The organism is Tepidiforma sp., assembly GCF_026419595.1.
Lineage (GTDB): Bacteria > Chloroflexota > Dehalococcoidia > Tepidiformales > Tepidiformaceae > Tepidiforma.
Genome location: NZ_JANZZD010000014.1, coordinates 41,897 through 62,328, shown reverse-complemented (window position 1 = coordinate 62,328; position 20,432 = coordinate 41,897). Strand labels below are relative to the sequence as shown.

The 20,432-nt window shown below is 72.7% G+C and carries 14 protein-coding genes; 8 read left to right on the top strand and 6 right to left on the bottom strand.

Annotated elements, in window-relative coordinates:
• Positions 1-2 precede the first annotated feature (2 nt).
• A complete protein-coding gene (locus N2041_RS09010; RefSeq protein ID WP_297677955.1) occupies positions 3-3,359 on the bottom strand; it encodes an FtsX-like permease family protein in 3,357 nt (1,118 codons plus the stop codon).
• An 87-nt stretch (positions 3,360-3,446) separates the two neighbouring features.
• On the opposite strand from N2041_RS09010, the gene N2041_RS09005 reads away from it, so the two are divergent.
• The 6 genes from N2041_RS09005 to N2041_RS08980 all read left to right on the top strand — a co-directional run bounded on the left by N2041_RS09005 (position 3,447) and on the right by N2041_RS08980 (position 14,329).
• Positions 3,447-6,821 (top strand): ABC transporter permease, encoded by a 3,375-nt coding sequence (locus tag N2041_RS09005; RefSeq protein ID WP_297677953.1) that lies wholly within the window; start codon positions 3,447-3,449, stop codon positions 6,819-6,821.
• Positions 6,822-7,760, top strand: a complete 939-nt coding sequence (locus N2041_RS09000) for an ATP-binding cassette domain-containing protein (RefSeq protein ID WP_297677951.1) — start codon at positions 6,822-6,824, stop codon at positions 7,758-7,760.
• Positions 7,757-8,659, top strand: coding sequence for an ABC transporter ATP-binding protein (locus N2041_RS08995; RefSeq protein WP_297677949.1), 903 nt, complete (start codon positions 7,757-7,759; stop codon positions 8,657-8,659). The genes N2041_RS09000 and N2041_RS08995 overlap by 4 nt, the downstream gene beginning before the upstream one ends.
• A gap of 135 nt (positions 8,660-8,794) precedes the next feature.
• Positions 8,795-10,291: a LamG domain-containing protein gene (locus tag N2041_RS08990; RefSeq protein ID WP_297677947.1), complete on the top strand. Its 1,497-nt coding sequence runs from the start codon at positions 8,795-8,797 to the stop codon at positions 10,289-10,291.
• 195 nt (positions 10,292-10,486) lie between these two features.
• Positions 10,487-10,960, top strand: a complete 474-nt coding sequence (locus N2041_RS08985) for a hypothetical protein (RefSeq protein ID WP_297677946.1) — start codon at positions 10,487-10,489, stop codon at positions 10,958-10,960.
• 54 nt (positions 10,961-11,014) lie between these two features.
• Positions 11,015-14,329: a DNA polymerase III subunit alpha gene (locus tag N2041_RS08980; protein ID WP_297677944.1), complete on the top strand. Its 3,315-nt coding sequence runs from the start codon at positions 11,015-11,017 to the stop codon at positions 14,327-14,329.
• A 24-nt stretch (positions 14,330-14,353) separates the two neighbouring features.
• On the opposite strand, the gene N2041_RS08975 is transcribed toward N2041_RS08980, so the two are convergent.
• A complete protein-coding gene (locus N2041_RS08975) occupies positions 14,354-14,764 on the bottom strand; it encodes a PaaI family thioesterase (RefSeq protein WP_297677942.1) in 411 nt (136 codons plus the stop codon).
• 138 nt (positions 14,765-14,902) lie between these two features.
• Here N2041_RS08975 and ribF point away from each other — a divergent pair, with 138 nt between their 5' ends.
• Positions 14,903-15,841, top strand: coding sequence for a riboflavin biosynthesis protein RibF (gene ribF, locus N2041_RS08970; protein ID WP_297677940.1), 939 nt, complete (start codon positions 14,903-14,905; stop codon positions 15,839-15,841).
• Positions 15,842-15,874: 33 nt separating this feature from the next.
• Positions 15,875-17,083 (top strand): tyrosine--tRNA ligase, encoded by a 1,209-nt coding sequence (gene tyrS, locus N2041_RS08965; protein ID WP_297677938.1) that lies wholly within the window; start codon positions 15,875-15,877, stop codon positions 17,081-17,083.
• On the opposite strand, the gene N2041_RS08960 is transcribed toward tyrS, so the two are convergent.
• From N2041_RS08960 to N2041_RS08945, 4 genes are read right to left on the bottom strand one after another with little or no spacing between them, the layout of a single operon-like run.
• Positions 17,080-17,727 (bottom strand): hypothetical protein, encoded by a 648-nt coding sequence (locus tag N2041_RS08960; RefSeq protein WP_297677936.1) that lies wholly within the window; start codon positions 17,725-17,727, stop codon positions 17,080-17,082. The genes tyrS and N2041_RS08960 overlap by 4 nt on opposite strands.
• A gap of 10 nt (positions 17,728-17,737) precedes the next feature.
• Positions 17,738-18,712, bottom strand: coding sequence for a hypothetical protein (locus tag N2041_RS08955; RefSeq protein WP_297677934.1), 975 nt, complete (start codon positions 18,710-18,712; stop codon positions 17,738-17,740).
• Positions 18,709-19,674: an ethylbenzene dehydrogenase-related protein gene (locus N2041_RS08950; protein WP_297677932.1), complete on the bottom strand. Its 966-nt coding sequence runs from the start codon at positions 19,672-19,674 to the stop codon at positions 18,709-18,711. Before N2041_RS08950 ends, N2041_RS08955 begins: the two co-directional genes overlap by 4 nt.
• Positions 19,671-20,423 carry a molecular chaperone gene (locus N2041_RS08945; protein ID WP_297677930.1) on the bottom strand — a complete coding sequence of 251 codons (753 nt, stop codon included), beginning with the start codon at positions 20,421-20,423 and terminating at the stop codon, positions 19,671-19,673. The genes N2041_RS08950 and N2041_RS08945 overlap by 4 nt, the downstream gene beginning before the upstream one ends.
• Positions 20,424-20,432 lie beyond the last annotated feature (9 nt).

Below are 20,432 nucleotides of genomic sequence, written 5' to 3'. Positions count from 1 at the left end.
CGCTATTCGGTCCGGAGCGCCTGCGCGTCGGAGGTGCGGGCGATGAGGCGGGCGGCGAAGATCAGCGAGCCGGCGAAGACGAGCGCGACCGCCCCGAGGCTGGCACCCACCAGCAGCCAGTCGGTCCGCAGCAGGTAGGAGGGTTCGGCGAGCCGGCCGGCTTCGTCGACATCGAGGAAAGAGAGCATGCGCCCGGCGATGCCGCGGCCCAGCCACGTCCCGGCTGCGACGCCGACGACGGCGACGAAGGCGTATTCGACGGCGAGGATGCGGGCGACGCCGCCGCGAGAGAGGCCGAGCGAGCGAAGCACGGCGAACTCGGTCCGGCGGCGCTGGACGACGAGCCAGAGCGAGACGAGGAGCGCCGCGGTGACGAGCAGCAGGACGGCGCCGAAGGCGAGATAAAGGATGCCGGCGCCGCCCGCGGAGATGAGCGGGTTCCGCTCGAGGCGGGCGAGTTCGCGGGAGCGGTCGGTGACCAGGCCGAAGTTGAACGGGTCGTTGCGGAGCACCTGCTCGATGGCCGGGATGTCGGCCCCGGGCGGCGGTTCGAGCCACGCTTCGTTCAGGACGGGCTGGTTCGACGAGCCGGCGAGGCCGAGCCACGAGAGGAGCTGGTCGCGGTTGAAGACGACCCCGGGGCCGGAGGCGGCGGGCAGCGTGGGGAAGGCGGCGGCTTCGCCGACGACCCGGATGGGAACGGGCACGGCGGCGACGCTGATGGTGCCGGCGGCGCCCACGGAGAGGCCGGTGGCGGCGAGGAAGGAGCGGGTCGCGACGACGGGGAGGGGCACGGCGGATTGCGCGCGCACGAGGCCCCAGAGTTCGGTGCTCTGGCCCGGGGCGCGGCGGATGCGGCCCGCCTGGCCGGAGACGGCTCCGTCGCGGGTGAGGTCGAATCCGTCCGGGAGGTTGAGCCGCGACGGGAGCGGCGTCCAGCCGGGGTCCGGGCGTTCGAAGTCGTCGAGCACCGTCGTGACGCCGGCCGAGGTCGACGCCGCCAGGTTGTCGAGGAGAATCGTGAGTTCGAGCGTGTTGAAGCGGTTCGCAGGCTCGGTGATGACGAGCGCGGCGAGGGTGAGCGGCTCGGGGAGCTGACCTTCGAAGACGCGCGAGATGGAGGCCGTCATCGTCCGCCATTCGCCGGGTTCGATGGTGCCGAACTCGATGAGCTGGTGGTAGCCAGTCGCGTCGCGGACGCGGGCCCAGAGCGTCATCTGGTTCGGGGTCGACGAGGCGCGGACGTCGATGCTGAGCGATGCGGTGCCGCGGGGGAGCTCGATGCCGCGGAGCGGTTCCGGTGAACCGAGGTCGGCCATGAGGTCGCGCAGAGGGCGCTCCGCGAAGTCGTCGCGCCACCAGAGGAGGAACGGCGCGTCGTCCGGGTTCAGCCCGAGGGCCTGGAAGGTGCGGCCGGTGGCGCCGGCGGCGGCCGGGGCGGCGGGCAGGCGGAGGACGGCCGAGGCGAGGGGCACGCCGGTCCGTTCGCGGAGGGCTGCGTCGGCGGCTGCCCCATCGAGCCCGAGGTCGGCGGTGCCGGTCGTGACGGCCCGGATGCCGGCGCCGGCCTGGAAGCGGGCGCGCTCCTCGAAGGTCGCCGAAGCGGTGGTCGCGTAGCTGGCGGCGAAGGTGCCCACCGCGAGCGCGAGGGCGAGGAGGAGCGCGAGCCGGGCAGAGTGGCCGGGGCTCCGGGAGACCTGCCAGAGGCCGAGCTGGACCGGCGGCGGCGCTTCCCGGGCGAAGAGCCGCGCGAGGAGGCGGGTCGCGATGGGGTAAACGCGGAGCAGGAGCGCCGCAGCCGCGGCCGCGAGGATGGCGGGCGAGAGCAGCAGCAGCGGGTCGGAGGTGACGCCGCCGGTGGGCGAGGGCCGGAAGACCGTCCCGCGTTCGCGGAGCTCCCAGAGGAGGAGGGCTGCGAAGCCGGCAAGGACGAGATCGAGGTAGTAGCGCTGGAAGAGCGGTTTCCCGGGCCGCGCCTGCTCGCGGCGGCGGGCAACGGCCGAGGAGCGGGCGGCGAGCAGCGCGGGGACGAGCAGCGCGGCGATGGAGACGGCGACGCCGGCGGCCGCGTAGAGGAAGGCCTCCGGGGGGAGCGAGACGGGCAGGAGCGCGCCGCCGTTCACCGGCTCGAAGGTCGGCGTGAGGCCGAGGAGGGCCGTCCCGGCGGCCGCAACGAGCGGGGCGACGAGGATGATCGGCGCGCCGAGGATGAGGCCCTCCGCAAGGGTGATGACGCCCACCTGCGCGACGGTCGCGCCCCGGCTGCGGAGGAGCGCGACCTCGTCGGAGAGGCGCTCGGTGAGGACGATGGAGACGAGGATGACGTAGAAGACGGCGACGGCCGCGATTTCGAGCAGGAGGATGGTGAGCGGCGCCTGCTGGTACTGCTGCGCGCGGCCATAGTCGCGGAGAACGTTGCCGAGCGGGCTGAAGCTGGCACCACCGAGCGGTTCGAGGTCGTAGTAGAGCGCGGAGAGGTCGGCGCGGGCGCGCTCGAAGGTCTCGCGGGAGAGCGCTTCGGGGCGGGCGTAGGTGTGCCATGCGGTGCCCGCGCCGTAGGCGGGGAACTGGCTGGCGAAGGCGCCGAGGAGCGTCTCCTCCGGGACGAACATGGGGACGACCGGGCCGTTTTCGGGGAGGAGCCGGTAGGGCGCGAAGAACCGGTCGGCAGGGAGCACCCAGAACGGGTCGTCGGCGCGCAGCGGTTCGACGATGGCGGTGACGACGGCGGAGAGGCTAAAGGTCACGCCGGCAGCCGGCGTGCAGGGCGGCGGGGGCGGGCGGTCCTCGCGCGGGATTTCGCGGGCGCAGGTATCGAAGTCTTCGACGAGGGCGAGCTGCTGGCCGACGGCGAGGCGGGCGGCCCGGGCGGCATCGCGCGAGACGGCGACCTCGATCGGCTGGCCGGGCGCGGCGGGCCGGGGGAGCTCGCCTTCGAGGACGGTGACCGCCGATTCGTAGCCGGTGACCGACTGGAGCTGGCCGATCGGCGCGAGCAGGGGCGCCGGTTCGCCGGGCGGAGCGAGGAAGAAGCGGGGCCCGACGAGCACGCGCGATTCACCCTGCGCGAACCAGCCGATGCGCTCGGCGATGCGGCGCTCGACGGCATCGCGGAGCGACTGGCCTTCCGGCGTGCCGAGAGGGACGGACGTGAAGCTGACGCGGTTGCCCGGGGCTTCGCCGAGGCGGTCGCGGACGGTGAAGGTGAGGCCGAGGTCGGCCATGGTGCGGGCGTAGATCGGGGCGGCGGCGAGCAGGGCGGCGGCGATGAGCATGCCGAGGCCGAGGACGGCGAGCAGCCGCCAGTTCCGTTCGCTGCGGCGTGCGAAGAGGCGCCACGTGGCGAGTGCGCTCCGCATCGGGCGCAACTGTACACGAGGGCGGCCGGGCCGGCGCGGGGGCCGCTTTGCCGGGCGGCCGCGACTCGGGTAGGTTTCGCGCGGGAAATGCGAACGGCGCTCGTGGTCCTCTCGATGGTGGTCCGGCGGAGCCTCGCCAACCGGCGGCTGCTCGCGACGGTGGCGGTCGGCGTCGCCATGGCGGCGGCGCTGATGGCCTCGGTGGTGCTCTATTCGGACGCGGTGCGCGACCTCGGCCTGCGGTTCGCCCTGCGGAATGCCGAGCCGGCGGAGCGGAACGTGCGGGTCGTCATCTCCGGCCGGCCGGCGCTGGACGACTACCGGCAGCGGCGGGAAACGGTCGACGGCGCGCTCGAACGCTACCTCGGCGGCGTCATCGGCGAGACGGTGCGGTTCGGGCGGACGGCGACGTTTTATGTCGCTGCGCCGGGCGCGCCGGTGCCCGCCGACGCGGACCGGCCGCGGGGGCATTTCCAGTTCGCAGACCGGCTGGCGGACCACATCGAGCTCGTCGAAGGGCGGTGGCCGGCGTTGCCGCAGCCGGCGGGGGACGGCGCGGCGCCCGTCGTCGAGGCGGCCATCGGGAAGGAAGCAGCGGACCGAATCGGCATCCGGGTCGGCGATGCGTTCGACCTCCACCCGTTCTGGCGGGAGGACGCGGCGCCGGTGCGGGTCGTCGTCACCGGCATCATCGCGCCGCGGGACCTCGACGAGCCGTACTGGTTCGGCCGGCGGGACCGGTTCGCGCTCGAGACTTCGTGGCCGACCTACCCGCTCTGGGTCGACGAAGCGGCAGTGCGGGGGACCGTGGCGGCCTACCTGCCGGACATGGACAGCACGCTGGAGACGTACGCGTTCGTCGACATCGGCGCGATCGATGCGCGGAACGCGCGGCAGGTGGAGGCGAACACGCGGGCGCTCACGGTGGCGCTGCGGGAATCGGTGCCGAACGTGGTGGTCGAGACGCGCCTCGCGGAGGTGATCGCGAGCTACCAGACGAAGCTGTTCTTCACGCGGCTGCCGCTGTTCGCGCTGATGCTCCAGATCGTCGGGATCGCGCTGTACTACCTCGCGATGGTCTCGTCGATGCTGGTGGAGCGGCAGCACGGCGAGATCGCGCTGCTGCGGTCGCGCGGGGGGAGCCCGGCGCAGGTGGTGGCGGTGTACGCCATCGAAGGCCTGCTGATCTGCGGGGCGGGGGCGCTGGCGGGGCCGTTCGTGGCGGCCGGGGCGATCAGCCTGCTGGGCTACACGCCGCCGTTCGCGCCGCTGAGCGGCGACGCCGCGCTGGACGTGCCGATTTCGCGGATGGCGTTCCTCGCGGCGGGCGGGGGCGCCCTGCTCGCCTTCGCGGCGATGCTGGTGCCGGCCTGGCGCGCCTCGCGGTCGAGCACCATCGACTACAAGCACAGCCTCGCGCGGCCGCAGGCGCAGCCGCTCTTCCTGCGGTACTACCTCGACCTCGGCCTCGTCGGCGTGGGGGCGTTCCTGTTCTATCAGCTGCGGGAGCGGGGCTCGCTGGTGACGGAGCGGCTGTTCGGCGGACTCTCGGCCGACCCGCTGCTGCTGCTCTCGCCGACGCTCTTCATGGTGATGGTGGCGCTGGTGTTCCTGCGGCTGTTCCCGCTCGTGCTGGGGCTCATCGCCCGGGCCGGCCGGCGGTGGGAGAGCGCGACGGTCGCGCTGGGGCTGACGCGGATGACGCGCGCGCCGCTCCAGTACAACCGGCTCATCCTGCTCCTGCTGCTCGCGACGGCCGTCGGGATGTTCGCGGCGGGCTACCGGGCGACGCTCGAGCGGGGCTACGACGACCGGGCGGCGTACGAGGCGGGTGCGCCGTCGCGGCTCACCGACGTGCGGAACCCGGCGGCGGTGCCGGACGACGTTTTCACGGAGCGCATCCGGGCGGCTACGGGCGCGGAGGTGGTGTCGCCGGCGAGCCGGCAGACCGGCTCGTACAACATCTCGGCGTTCCAGGGCGTCAGCATCGAGGTGCTCGGCGTCGTGCCCGGCGAGTTCGAGCGGGTGGCGTTCTGGCGGGACGATTTCGCCGGCGCGGATCTCGGCGAGCTGCTCGGACGGCTCGAGGCCGACCTCTCCGGCGGAGCGCGCGGCGCGGAGGTGCCGGCGGGGGCGCGCTGGATCGGCCTCTGGGCGCGCTTCCCGTACGGCCCGAACCAGGCGCGGCTCGGGCTGCGGCTGCGGGACCCGAACGGGCTCGCCTGGGACTACACCCTCTTCCCGGTCGAGCAGGAGGTCTCGAACGAGTGGCGGTTTTTCGCGGCCGACCTGGCGCAGCCGTCGCAGGCGCGGTTCGGGCAGGGCGCGCGGTACAGCCCGGCGACGCCGAAGGAGCTCGACGCCGTCTACGTGCGCACCGCGGGGTCGGCCCCGCAGGTGGCCGAGCGAGCGATCGTGCTGGTCGACAATGTGGCGGTGAGCAGCAGCGGGCAGTGGGACGGCGGTGCCGGCGAATGGACGGTGATCGAGCCGTTCGACGGCTTCGACCGGTACGAGCTGATCACGGGGCAGGCGCTCGCCGACCCGGGGGCGGTGTCGTTCGCGCCGGGCGCCGGGCGGGACGGGGGGAACGCGGCGCGCATCGCCTTCACCCGGGCGGCCGGGCAGGGGCCGCTGTTCGGCTTCCGGACGGCCCGGCCGGCCGAGGCGCTCCCCGTGCTGGCGGAGGAGCGGTTCCTCGCGACGGCGGGGCTGGAGCGCGGCGACGAGCTGACCATGTACGTGAACCGGCAGTACGTGCGTGCGCGGGTGGCGGGGAGCTTCGCCTACTTCCCGGGGCACGACCCGCGCGGGAGCACCTACCTGCTGGTCGCGGACTTGCGGGCGCTGCAGGTGCTCGGGGCCGCCGTGCCGGGGCTCGCCGATGCGGTGACGGCGAACGAGGCGTGGATGAGCGCGGCTGACCCGGCGGCGATGAGCCGGGAGGCGCTGCTCGCGCGGGGCGTGCAGGCGGAGGGCATCTTCGACCGCCGGGCGATCCGGGCGGGGCAGGAGGCCGACCCGCTCGTGGCGGCGAGCTGGGAGGGCATCCTGTTCCTCTCGTTCGGGGCGGTGCTCATCCTCACCGGGCTGGGGTTCGCGGTGTACGCGACGATGGCGGCGCAGTCGCGGGCGCTGGAGTTCGCCATCCTGCGGACGATGGGGTATTCGAGCCGGCAGGTGCTCGGGCTGGTGAGCTTCGAGCAGGCGTTCGTCATCGTGGCCGGTGTCGCAGTGGGAACGTTCCTCGGCTTTCCGCTGGGACGGCTGATGATCGGGTATCTTGGCGTGACCGAATCGGGCAGCGAGCCGATCCCGCCGCTGGTTTCGCAGGTGAGCTGGCCGGCGGTGCTGACGGTGTATCTGCTGCTGGCCGCGGTGTTCGCGGCGACCATCGCCGCGCTGGCGGCGGTGTATACGCGGCTGGCGGTGCACCGCGCACTGCGGATTGGGGAGATCTAGATGCAGGCAGAGCCGAAGCCGACCCTCGACGGCGCAGCCGGCGACGACGAGCTGCACATCCGCTGCGAAGACCTGTTCAAGATTTACAAGACCTCGAACCTCGAGGTCGTGGCGCTGCGGGGGCTGGACCTGAAGGTGCGCCGGGGCGAGTTCATGGCGATCGTGGGCGCTTCGGGCTCGGGGAAGTCGACGCTGCTGAACATCCTCGCGGGGCTCGATACGCCGTCGGCAGGGCGGTGCTTCGTCGGCGGGCAGGACCTGCTGACGATGTCGACGAAGGAGATGGTGCGCTACCGGCGGCGGCAGGTGGGGTTCGTTTGGCAGCAGACGGGCCGGAACCTCGTGCCGTACCTGACGGCGCTGCAGAACGTCGAGGTGCCCATGGTGCTGGACGGCGTGGCGCCGGGGGAGGCCCGGGCGCGGGCGCAGCGGCTGCTGGAGCTGGTGCTGCTCGGCCACCGGCTGCACCACCGGCCGGAGATGCTCTCCGGCGGCGAACAGCAGCGGGTGTCGATCGCGGTGGCGCTGGCGAACGAGCCGCCGCTGCTGCTCGCCGACGAGCCGACCGGCGAGCTGGATTCCGTCGGCGCGGACACGGTGTACGAGGTGTTCCGGACGCTGAACAAGGAGCTGGGGACGACGATCGTCATCGTGACGCACGACCCGGACATCGCGGCGCGCGTCGACCGGGTGGTGGCGATCCGGGACGGCCGGACGAGCACCGAGATCTACCGGCGGGTGCGGTTCGAAGGGACGGAGGCGAAGGTCGCGCACGAGGAGTACGTGCTGGTGGACGCGGCCGGCCGGCTGCAGATCCCGCGGGAGTACCTCGAGGCGCTGGACATCCGCGAGCGGGCCCGGGTGCTGCTCGGCGAGGGCCGCATCGAGGTGCTGCCGGACGGGAGCCGGCGGGTGCGGGCGAAAGGAGCGCAGTGGTGAGCGAGGGGGCAGCCGTCGAACTCCGGTCGGTGTCGCGGAAGTTCCGGGCAGGCGGCGAGGACGTCTGGGCCGTGCGCGACGTCTCGCTGAGCGTGCGCCCGGGGGAGTTCCTCGCGCTCGTCGGCCGCTCCGGTTCGGGCAAGACGACGCTGCTGAACCTCATCGCGGGGCTCGACCGGCCGACGGGCGGCGAGGTGCTCATCGACGGGGCGCGTGTGGACCAGATGAGCGACCGGGAGCTGGACCGGCTGCGGCGGCACACGCTGGGGTTCATCTTCCAGTCGTTCGGGCTGCTGCCGCTCCTCTCGGCGCGGGAGAACGTGGAGCTGCCGCTGCGGATTGCGGGGCTCGGGCACCGGGAGCGGCAGAGGCGGGTCGACGAGGCGCTGGCGTTCGTGGGCCTCGGGAAGCGGGCCGAGCACCGGCCGTACGAGCTTTCCGGCGGCGAACAGCAGCGGGTGGCGATTGCGCGGGCGCTGGCGGCGCGGCCGCGGCTCATCCTCGCAGATGAGCCGACGGGCGAGCTGGACTCCGCGACGGCGACGGCGGTCTTCGGCCTGCTGCGGGACCTGGCGCGGGTGGAGGGCATCACCATCATCGCCTGCACGCACGACCGGCTGGTGATGGAGATGGCGGGGCGAGTGGAAGAGCTGGCCGACGGCCGGCTGGTGACGGGCGGGCGGAAGGAGGTGCTCGAGCGGACGCTGGCGCGGGAGCGGAGTCCGTTCGCGGCGGCGCGGGCCGCGCCCCCGGGCGAGGCGCCGGCAGCCTCCGGGCTGTCGTCGCTCATCGGGGCGGACTACGCCCAGTTCCGGCGGCCCGGCGCGGGGGCGGCGGAGGCCGGCGGCCGCGCGGAGGACGGGCGGGAAGCCGAGGGGAGCGGGCCCGGCAGCCCCTGACGTCCGTTCGGCGGCGATTCGTTTGCCCGGCGACAACGGAATGCCCGCGGGCGGGGGCGGCGTGTGTAAGATGCCGGCCGGCGTTGCGGTCATGCGGGCAGGGCGCACTGCGCCACGTTCGCCGGGAGGACCTCCATGTTTCGCCGCATTCGCACTGCACTCGCGCGCGCCGGGCTCGCCGCCGCTGCGGGGACGTTCGCCGTTGGTTCCTCCGCCTGCTGGCCGTTCGGCGGCGGGGGGCCATCCGTGAACTGCGTGCAGCCGCCGCCGGACCTCGTCGCGTGGTGGACGTTCGACGAGACGAGCGGGAACGTGGCCCATGACATCGCCGGGCACCCGAACGACCTCGTCTTCACCGGGACGGTGACGCCGATGACGGGCAAGGTGGGCGGCGCGTGGGACCTCGGCAACACCGCGCAGACGCTGGGCACCTCGACGGTCGGCACGACGCCCTCGCAGGCGGACCTGCTCTTCGGGACGGGAAGCTTCTCGTTCGAGTTCTGGATTTCACGCTGGGACCAGCTCTCCACGATCAGCAACATCCTGTCGAAGCTGGACAGCGGGAACAACGGCTACCAGATCATCTTCGCCAATGGGGTCGTTTCGCTGCGGAAAAGCGGTGCGAACGTCATGGCGCCCCCGAGCAGCGGCCCGGCGTGGTCGACGGGGACGGGCTGGAAGCACATCGCGGTGACGGTGGACCGTGGGCCGGCGAACACCGTCCGCTGGTACGTGGACGGCCAGCAGACGGCCACCGCCCCGGCGACGACCTGGTTCAACGGGAACCTCGATACCGCGGCAGCGGCCGCAGTCGGCCTCCCGGCAGGGGCGTCGTTCAAGATCGACGAGCTGTCGGTGTACAAGCGGGCGTTGACGGCGAGCGAGGTGCAGGCGATCTACGGGGCGGGTTCGGACGGCAAGTGCAAGCCGGTGCAGGTGCCGGTGACGGTGGTGCCGCCGAAGGGGACGCCCACGATGAGCGGGACGGTCATCAACCCGCAAGTCACGATCGTGCCGCCGAAGGGGACGCCCACGATGAGCGCGACGGTCATCAACCCGCAAGTCACGGTCGTGCCGCCGAAGGGCACGCCGACGCTGAGCGCGACGCCGATCAACCCGCAGTTCACGGTCGTGCCGCCGAAGGGGACGCCGACCCCGACGCCGACGTTCACCCCGACGCCGACCAAGACGCCCACGCCCACCCCGACCTTCACGCCCACGCCGACGCCGACCAAGACACCCACGCCGACCCCTACCTTCACGCCCACGCCGACCAAGACGCCCACGCCGACACCGACCTTCACGCCCACGCCCACGCCGACCCCGACGCCGGCGAACGGGACGCTCTGCATCCAGAAGTTCTTCGACCTCAACCAGAACGGGGTCCAGGACCCGAACGAGCCGAACCTCGGGGGCTGGCAGTTCACCATCACGCAGGGGTCGACGGTCGTGACGACCGTGACGACGGGCACTGCGGGGGTGCCCGGAGTGTGCATCACCCTGCCGAGCGGGACGTACACGGTGACCGAGGTGCTGCAGCCGAACTGGGTGCCTTCGACGCCGAACCCGCAGACGGCGACGGTGCCGGCCGGCTCGACGGTGACGCTGACGTTCGGCAACTTCCGGCCGTAGCGGGGATGCGCGCGGGGGGCCGCCTTCAGGCCCCCCGCAAGAGTCTTCCAGCGAAAGGAGCACGCGATGCATCGTTCGATCGTCCATCCTCGACTGGCGGCCGTTTTGCTGGCGGCCTGGCTCCTGGCCGGGTGTTCGGCGCAAGACGAAGGCGTTCCGGGCGCCTCCCCTGCGGACGCGGGCGCCGGGGAGACGGTGCCTGGGGCAGGCAGCGCCGCCGCGGAGTCGCCCCGTGCCGCGGCAACCGCCGCAACGCCGCCGGCTGCGGCGACGCCGACTGCGACGCTGCCATCGGCGCCGAGCCCGACCCCGACGTTCACGCCGGTCCCGACCCCGACGAACGGGAATCTCTGCATCCAGAAATTCTCGGACCTCGACCAGGACGGCATCCTCGATACGAAGGAGCCGCTGCTGCCGGGGTGGTCCTTCACGATTTCGCAGGGGCAATCGCTGGTGACGACGGTCGTGACCACGTCGACGGGCGGAGTTTGCCTCCCGCTGCCGGTGGGCACCTATACGGTCGCGGAGGTGCTCCAGGCAGGCTGGGTCCCGACGACGCCGCCGTCGCAGACGGTGTTCATCCCGGGCGGCACGATGGTGTTCCTGACCTTTGGGAACCACCAGCTCAGCGAGCAGGTGCCAAACCCGGGGCCGACAGCGACGGACTGAGAGGGCGCGCGCCCGCGGCCGCGGACATAGAACGCATGTTCTATACTGGTGCGCGTGGCGGCGTACGCTGAACTCCACGCGCACTCGTGCTGGTCGCTGCGGGAGGGCGCGAGCACGACGGACGAGCTGATCGACCGGGCGCTCGCGCTCGGCTATTCCGCGCTGGCGCTGACCGACCACGACAACCTGTACGGGGCGATGGAGTTCGCGCAGGCGGCGCGCCAGCGGGGGCTGAAGCCGATTACCGGCTGCGAGCTGACGATCCGGGCGGAAGGCACGGGGGAGACCTCGCACCTGACGGTGCTGGCGGCCGACGCGGAGGGCTACCGGAACCTCTGCCGGCTGCTGAGCCGCGGCTACCGGACGTACGGGAAGGACGCGCCGCAGGTGGAGGAGGCGTGGCTCTTCGCCGGGGGGCAGGGGCTGATCGCGCTCTCCGGCTGCCGGGATTCGGCGCTGGCGCGGCTGGCCGCCGCCGGCGACGAGCGGGGGGCGAAAGCCCTCGCCGGCCGCTACCGCGACGTCTTCGGCGACCGGTATTACATCGAGCTGCAGGACCACGACGTCTACGGCGACCGGCGGCGGAACGCGGCGCTGGCCCGGGCGGCGGACGCATGCGGGGTGCCCGTCGCGGCGACGAACGACGTGCACTACCACGTGCGGACGCGGCACCGGCTGCACGACGTGCTGGTGGCGATCCGGCACCGGCTGACGCTGGATACGTCGCACGCGGTGCGGCGGCCGAATTCGGAGTTCCTGCTGAAGCCGCCGGCGGAGATGGCGCGGCGGTTCGCCTGGCGGCCGGATGCCGTCGCGAACACCGTCGCGATCGCGGAGCGGTGCGCGTTCGACCTCACGCGGGACCTGCCCTACCGGCTGCCGGACTACCCGGTGCCGGAGGGCGCGACGCTGGACAGCTTCCTGCGGGGGGTGTGCGAGCGGGCGTTCCGGCGGAAGTACCCGCCGGGCGACCCGCACCGGGAGGAGGCGCGGCAGCGGCTGGAGCGCGAGCTGGCGCTCATCGCCCAGCACGGGCTGGCCGGCTTCTTCCTCGTCTACTGGGACATCCTGCAGCTCGTGAACGAGGTGGCGGTGGAGCTGCACGGGCGCGACCCGCGGCTGGCGCCGGACGAGCGGCCGGTGGCGCGCGGGCGGGGCTCTTCGGTGAGTTCGATCGTGTGCTACCTCATCGGCCTCTCGCACATCGACCCGGTGCGGAACAACCTGTACCTCGAGCGGTTCCTGAACGACGAGCTGCATTCGCTGCCGGATATCGACCTCGACTTCCCGCGGGACATCCGGGATGAGCTGCTGCAGCGGATTTACGACCGGTACGGGCCGGAGCACGCGGCGCTGGTGGCGGCCTTTCCGACCTACCGGTTCCGGAGCGCGGTGCTCGATGTGGGGAAGGCGCTGGGGCTGCCGGGCCCGGTGCTGGCGAAGCTGAACCGGCTGGCGGGGCCGTTCGCCGATGCGAAGGGGCTCGCGGAGCAGATGCGGAAGGTGCCGGAGCTGCGGGAGCTGGTCGACGCACCGATCTGGCGGGACCTGGTGGAGCTGGCGGGGCAGATTTCGGGATTCCCGCGGCACATCGGCCAGCACGTCGGCGGCGTGGTGGTCTCGGCGGAGCCGATCTCCTCGGTGGTGCCGGTGGAGCCGGCGCGGATGGACGGCCGGTACGTCTGCCAGTGGGACAAGGATTCCATCGACGACGCGCGGTTCGTGAAGATCGACTTCCTCGCGCTGGGGATGCTCTCGGCGGTGAACGCCTGCCTCGACATCATCGAGGAGGAGCGGGGCGTGCGGGTGGACCTGGGGCGGATTCCGCACGACAGCCCGGAAATCTACGCCGCGATCCGGGAAGGGGACACGATGGGCGTGTTCCAGATCGAGAGCCGGGCGCAGGTGCAGACGCTGCCGCGGACGCAGCCGCGGAACCTGGACGACCTCGCCGTGCAGGTCGCGATCATCCGGCCGGGGCCGATCATGGCGGGGGCGTTCCGGCCCTACATGGAGTACCGGGAGCGGCTGGCGCGAGGCGAAGCGATCGAGGTGGACTACGGGCACCCGGAGCTGGCGCCGCTGCTGGAGCACTGCCTCGGGGAGACGCTGGGCCACGTGCTCTACCAGGACCAGGTGCTGCAGATCGCGTGCGCGGTGGCGGGCTTCACGCCGGGGCAGGCCGACCGGCTGCGGCGGGCGATGAGCCGGAAACGCTCGTCGGAGGCGATGCGGGCGCTGGAGGAGGAGTTCCTGGCGGGGGCCGACCGGATGGGGGTGAGCCGGGAGGCGGCGCGCGTGGCGTTCGAGAAGATGGCGGCGTTCGCGGCCTTCGGCTTCCCGAAGAGCCACGCGGTGGCGTTCGCGCTGCTGGCCTATGAATCGACGTGGCTCCGGTTCCACTACCCGGCGGAGTACTACTGCGCGCTCTTCGATGCGCAGCCGATGGGCTTCTACCCGGTCGAGGTGCTGGTGCAGGATGCGGAGCGGCACGGCATCCGGGTGCTGCCGCCGTGCGTGAACCGGTCGCGGGCGGGGGCCTGGCCGGAGGAGGGAAACATCCGGCTGGGGCTGCAGCAGGTGAACGGCATCGGCGGCGGCTGGCAGGACCGGCGGCAGCACCGGCACCTGCCGGGCTACCGGCCGCTGCCGGAGCGGATCGCGGCCGAGCGGGCGGCGAACGGGCCGTACCGGTCGCTGCGGGACCTGCTCGTGCGGACGGCGATGACGCGGGAGCAGGCGGAGATGCTCATCCGGGCGGGAGCGCTGGATTGCTTCGGGCTGACGCGGCGGGAGCTGCTCTGGCAGCTGGGGCTGCTGACGGAAGCGCGGATGCCGCAGCCGCCCGCCCGGCCGGCCGGTCCGCCGCCGGCGCGGCAGCTGGCGCTCGCGCTGCCGACGGAACAGGACATGGCCGCGCTGCCGCCGCTGGACCCGTGGGAGGAGCTGGCGTGGGACTTCGAACGGCTGGGGCTGAGCTCGGGCCGCCACCCGATGGCGCTCGTCCGGCCGCTGCTCCACGAGGGGCTGATCACGAGCCGGCACCTCGGCGGCGTGCGGAACCCGAACCGGCTGCCGCAGGGGATGACGGTGGAGCTGGCCGGGATGGTCGTCACCCGGCAGCGGCCGGTGACGGCAAGCGGGGTGATGTTCATGCTGCTCGAAGACGAGTTCGGGCTGGCGAACGTCGTCGTGCACCGGGGGCTGCAGGAGCGGCAGGCCGAGCTGGTGCGGATGGAGCCGTTCGTCATCGTCCGGGGGCGGGTCGACAACGAGCAGAGCGGCTTCCCGAACATCGTCGCGGAGTCGTTCCGCCGGTGCCCGCTGCCGGGCTTCCTCGAGCGGCCGGAATCGCACGATTTCGGCTAGGAGCACCGAACCGGCCGGGCGAGGCTAGGGCGCGAGGACCATCTGCGTCTGGGTGACGACGGCGATGAGCCGGCCCTCCGGGTTGCGGATGGACGTCTGCCAGGTCTGGGTGCGGCGGCCACGGTGGAGAGGGATGCACTCGGCGGTGATGGTCGTGCCGGCGACGCCGGGGGCGAAGAAGTTGGTCTTCGATTCGATGGTGGTGGTGCCGGCGCCTTCGGGCAGGTTGAGCACGGTGCCGACGGCGCCGAGGGTATCGGCGAAGGCCATGATGGCGCCGCCGTGGAGGACGCCGGGCACGGTGCAGAGGTCGTCGCGGACGGTGAGCTCGGCCGTGACGCGGTCCGGTTCGGCGCTCGTGAGGCGGATGCCGAGGAGGCCGGGGAAGAACGGCTGGAGGCGGGCCTGGAGGGCGCCGAGCTGATCGCTGGACACGGGCAAACCTCGCGAGGGGAATCGAACTGGCAGGAGAAGTGTGCCCGGGACGGCAGGGGCGCGGGAGGGCCACCGGCGCACGGCGGCGCGGTGCCACCGCCTGCCCGGGAAGGCCGCGCGGGAGTAGGATGGGCGGAGATGGCGATTCCTTCGTTCACGCGGGCGCAGCTGGCGGCCGGCGCGCCGGGCCCGGAGACGGCGCTGACGATCGGGGTGCTCGACGGCGTGCACCGCGGCCACCAGTGGCTGCTCGGCCGGCTGCGCGACGAGGCCCGGCGGCGGGCGCTCTCGCCCGGCGTGGTCACGCTCCACCCGCACCCGGTCACGGTACTGCGGCCCGAAATCCCGCCGAGCTACCTGACCTCGCTGGAGGACCGGATGGAGCTGATCCGGGCGGCGGGTGCGGACTGGGTCATTCCGCTCACCTTTACGGGCGAGGTCTCGGAGGTGACGGCCGAGGAGCTGGCGGCGGCCTTCTTCGAGCTGCTCCGGATGCGGCTGATGGTGCTCGGGCCGGATGCCGCCTTCGGCCGCGGCGCGCCGAAGGACACGGTCGAGCGGATGCGCCGGCTGGGGGCCGAGCTCGGGTTCGAGGTGGTGCAGGTGGAGCCGCTGATGCACGACCACGAGCGGTACAGCTCGACCGCGGTGCGGGCGGCGCTCGCGGCCGGCGACATGGCGCGGGTGACGGCGCTGCTCGGCCGGCCGTACCGGCTTTCGGGGCCGGTGGTCCGCGGGTTCGAACGCGGACGCACGATCGGCTTCCCGACGGCGAACATCTCGGTCGCGGCGGACCGGGCGCTTCCGGCGCTGGGCGTGTATGCGACGCGGGCGAGCGTGGCCGGGCATCGGCTGATGGGCGCGACGAACATCGGGCGGCGGCCGACGTTCGACGCCGGGCATGTCTCGATCGAGACGCACCTGCTCGATTTCGAAGGCGACATTTACGGCGAGCGGATGGACCTCGAGGTGGTGGCGCGCATCCGCGGCGAGGTGAAGTTCGATTCGGCCGATGCCCTCAAGGCCCAGATCGCGGAAGATGTTCGCGAGGCGCGGCGGCTGCTCGGCGGCGCCTGAGAGACTCTTACGCTGCCCCGGGATGCGAACGGTATGACGAGGACGATGGCGCCAGTCGACGAACAGCTCGAAGTGCTCATGAGCGGCGTCGACTATGGCGACCCGCAGCTGAAGCGGCAGATGGAGCGGGAGCTGCGCGAGCGGCTGGAGGAGGACCGGCCGCTGCGCGTGTACCTCGGGGTGGACCCGACGGCGAGTTCGCTGACGCTCGGCCACTGCGTACCGCTGCGCAAGCTGCGGCAGTTCCAGCAATTCGGCCACCACTGCATCTTCCTCATCGGCGACTACACGGCGCTGGTGGGCGACCCGAGCGACAAGAACAAGCTGCGGCCGATGCTGACGCCGGAGCAGATCCGGGCGAACGAAGCGACCTACGTCGAGCAGGCCTCGCGCATCCTCGACCCGGCGACGATGGAAGTCCGGCACAACTCGGAGTGGCTGGGCAAGCTGATGCTGCCGGACATCATCCAGCTGATGTCGAAGTTCACCGCGGCCGAGATGCTGCGGCGGGAGAACTTCCGGCTGCGGTGGGAGGCAGGCGACCCGGTCTACCTGCACGAATTCCTGTATGCGCTGATGCAGGGGTACGACGCTTACGCGCTCGAATGCGACGTGCAGGTCGGCGGGACGGAGCAGCTGTTCAACCTGATGGCCGGGCGGAAGATCCAGGAAGATGCCGGGCAGCGGCCGCACGTGCCGGTCACGCTGCCGATCCTCGTCGGGCTCGACGGCAAGGAGCGGATGTCGAAGTCGAAGGGGAACCACGTCGGTGTCGACGACCCGCCGGAGGTGCAGTTCGGCAAGGTGATGTCGATCCCGGATGAGGTGATCGAGCAGTTCTTTACGCTGGGGACGAACCTGCACCCGGCGGAGGTGCAGCGCATCATGGCGGCGATGCGCTCCGGCGAGCGGAGCCCGATGGAGACGAAGAAACTGCTGGCGCGGACCATCGTGGCGGAGTTCTGGGGCGCTGAGGCCGCGGAGCGCGCGCAGGAGCACTTCGAGCGGACGGTGCAGCGGAAAGAGGTGCCGGACGACGCGCCGGAGTACGCCGTCCGGGAGGGCGAGCTGCTGATCGACGTGGTGCTCGCGGCCGGCGCGGCGCCGTCGAAGCGGGAGGCGCGGCGGCTGTTCGAGCAGAAGGCGGTGACCGTCGACGGGCTGGTGATGGAGCCGACGACGCCGGCGCGGGCCGGGATGGTGGTGCAGGTCGGCAAGCGGCGCTGGATCCGGCTCGTCTAACCCGGCGGCGAAGCGCCCCGGCGGCGGAGTGCCGCGAAGGCGAGCAGGAGCCCGACCACGACGAAGAGGATGCCGAATGCGATGCCGGCCATGGCGAAGCCGCGCTGGTAGCGGAACCTCGTGCCGAATTCGACTACGGCGTCGACGCCGGCGCTGCCGTCCTCGCGGAGGATGACGAAGACGAAGTCACCGTTCTCGGCCTGCCAGGTGAGTTCGAGCGGGGCATCGCCTGCGGCGCTCGCCGCCCAGGCGACCGCGGGGCCGGGCGGGCCGGGAAGGTCGCCGGCGCCCGCACCCGTGCGCCGGACTTCGAGCGGGTCGTAGCGGACCTCGTCGAGGAGTTCGCGGCGGGCGGCGCCGAGGTAGGCGTCTGCGGCCTCGCGGGGCGCGATGCCGAGGAAAAGGTTCTCGCCTTCGATAGCCCGGATGCGGACGGTCACCGCGCCTTCGCGGAGGCCGGAGTCGCGGCCCGCAATCTCTTTCGTCGCGCCGACGAAGCCGAAGGTCGAGGTGGTGAGCCGGGCGGGGCCGCTGAGCATGTAGTCGTCCTCATCGAGGGTGCGGAGCGAGGCGACGCCGGAGGCGGTGCAGGCCGCCCCGGCGATGAGCGCGACGAATCCGAGGACGAGGATGAGGACGCGCACGGGATAAGGGTCATGCTAGGCCCGGCGGGCCGTGGGGGCGAGCGGCGGGGGCGGTCAGCGGTGCCGGCGAGGGCTGCGGCGCAGCGACGGGCACGGGACGAGCGATGAAGAGCGCGCCGACCGCTGCGGCATCGAGGAGCAGCAGCGACTGGTAGGTGTTGTGGAAGCCGAGGCCGCCGGCGAAGAGCAGAGCGAACGCAGCCAGGAGCATTCGCTCGCCGCGGCGCCACGCTTGCCACGCGGCAGCGGCGAAGCCGGCAGCGGCCGCGGCGTAAAGCACCGGCGGGAGCGCGCCGGTGACGCCGCCGTTCCAGAGCAGGATGATGCGCCCGCTGGCAGCGGGAGCTGCGAAGACCGTGAGGGCGCCGAGGGCGGCTGCCGCGCCGAAGCCCGCGGCGGCGAACCCTGGCCGGCGACAGAGCGCGAGCGGGAGCGCGGCGCCGGCCGCGAGCCCCGCCGCCTCGGCGGCGTCGAGCAACGGCACGGCGGCGCCGGAAGGAAGCGCGGGTGAGGCCTGGGTGGCCGCGTAGGCGGCCGATGCGATGAGCGAGAACCCGAGGAGCGAGAACGGGACCGCGGGGACCAGCCCGCCGCGGGGGACCACCGCCGCGGCCAGGGCGATGGCGGCGATGGCGGCGGCGGCGGCCACCATCGGACTCGCCCCGGGGAGGAGCAGCAGCAGCCCGGCGGCCGCGGCAAACCCGCCGAGGCAGACCGCTGCGACGCGCGCCGGCGCATCGCCGCGGACCCAGAGGTCCACCACGGCAGCCGCGGCGATGAGCACCGCGAGGACGAGGGCGACGAAGAACGCGAATCGGCCCAGCGCGGCCAGGGCGAGGTAGGGCGTTTCGAGGGCGCGGCCAGCGGGGACGTGGATGGCCAGGCGCGTACCGGTGCGGAGCAACAGGAGTTCGATGAGTACGGCGAGCGCAAGCCACGGGACGGCTGCAGCGAGGAACGGGCGGGTGGGAGTCGCGGCGGTCATGGCTGGCGGCTCCGTTCGGCGGCGCCGTAGAGAGCGAGGCCGATGCCGATGCCCGAGAGCCCGACGAGCAGAATCGCGGCGATGGCCACGAAGCGGCCGTCGATGCCGCCCTCGCCGGGCAGGCCCGCGGCAGCGACCTGGAGCGTGATGAACTGAGAGACGGACTTCATGCCGTCGCGTTCCTGGTTGGCACCGTCCCAGACGGCGACCGCGAGGTCGGTCCGCGCACCGGGGGCGAAGTCGGCGTGGTCGGGGCCGGGACTCCGGAAGGGGCGGGCGAAGACGACGGCCCAGCCCGTATCGGTCCGCATGCCTTTGCCGGCGGCATCCTGCACGGGCGAGGTGGTGAGGTAGCCGAACAGCCGGGAGGTGAGGGTCTGGACCGGGTTGTCGGCCGCGACCGGGTTGCCCGCGCCGCGCGCCGTCAGGAACGTATCGTCCTCGAACGGGTAGCCGTCGACGTGCATGTTGGGGTAGGCAGCGGCGAGGTCGACGCTGCCGGCATCGACGTCGGCGCGCCAGTACCAGATGTTGACACCCGCATCGGGCTGGCCCATGCAGACGGAAGGGACGACGGCGGCGGTACGGGAGGGAAACTCCAGCGCCGCGGCATCGGTGAAGTCTTCGACGCGAAGGGCGCTGGCGTTCTCGGTGCGGTCGGTCCACTCGGCGCGGACGTAAAGGCGGCCGCCGTAGTGGAGGGCCTTGAGCCTGACAGTAGCGACGGAGCCGCCGCCGGCGGCGTAGCTACCGCGCTGGGCCGTGAGGGGGATCTCAACAGCGCGGATGGCATCCCACGCCGGCGACGCCGGGTCCAGGCCGGGGTCGCGCGGAGATTCGTAGGCGACGAGGAGGACGGCCTGGGAGGCGGCCGGGTTGACCCCGGTGAACTGGAGCACGCCAGCCGTGAGCAGCACGGCGCATGCGGCGAGGAGCTTGCGGGAGCGGAAGAACCGGGTCATGGCGAACCCTCCTCGGGGATGGCGTCGGCCGAGATGAAGGATGAGACGCCGAATTCAGGGCCGTGGCTGCGGGGTGTCTCCCACGCGGCAGGATCGAAGCCGGGCGCGGGGGCGATGTCGCGGACGCCGAGACGGGCCGCCTGGGCGGCGAGGAGGGACTGGAGCAGCGCCGCCGCAGGCGTGAAGATGGTCGCCGGTCCGCGTTCGCGGACACGGGCGGCGAAGGCAGGCGCCCAGCGGCCGAGGTGCTCGGCAAGGAAGATGCGGAGGCCGCGCTGGACCTGCGCGACGCGCGGCGCGCCGCCGTGCTCACGGGCCCAGGCCTCCTTCCGGAGCATGAACGCGAGAAATTCGAGTTCGACGGCCAGGTCGTCGGGGCGGCCGGCACCTGGCACCGGTATGACGCCGAAGGCACGGTAGAGGCCGGTTAGGTCGGCCATGCGGTGGGGCTGGCGGTGGGCTTCCGCGGCGAAGTAGGCTGTTTCGAACGCCGGACAATCGGCGGAGGTGCCGACCGAGAAGACGGCGACACGCTGGGCGTCCCAGCGTTCCGGGTCGAGGATATCGAAGAGCGCCGCGAGGCGGGCGAGGTCGAGCCCGGCGGCGTCGGGCGCGGCGAGCGCAGCGCACAGCTCCCGGGCGCGCTGGAGCGATTCGTGCGAAGCGGGGCCGAAGATGAGCGCGAGGAGTTCGGCGAGGGCGGCGTCAGCGGCGAGCTGTTCGACGGGAGCGGGTTTGAGGACTGGCATGATGCGACC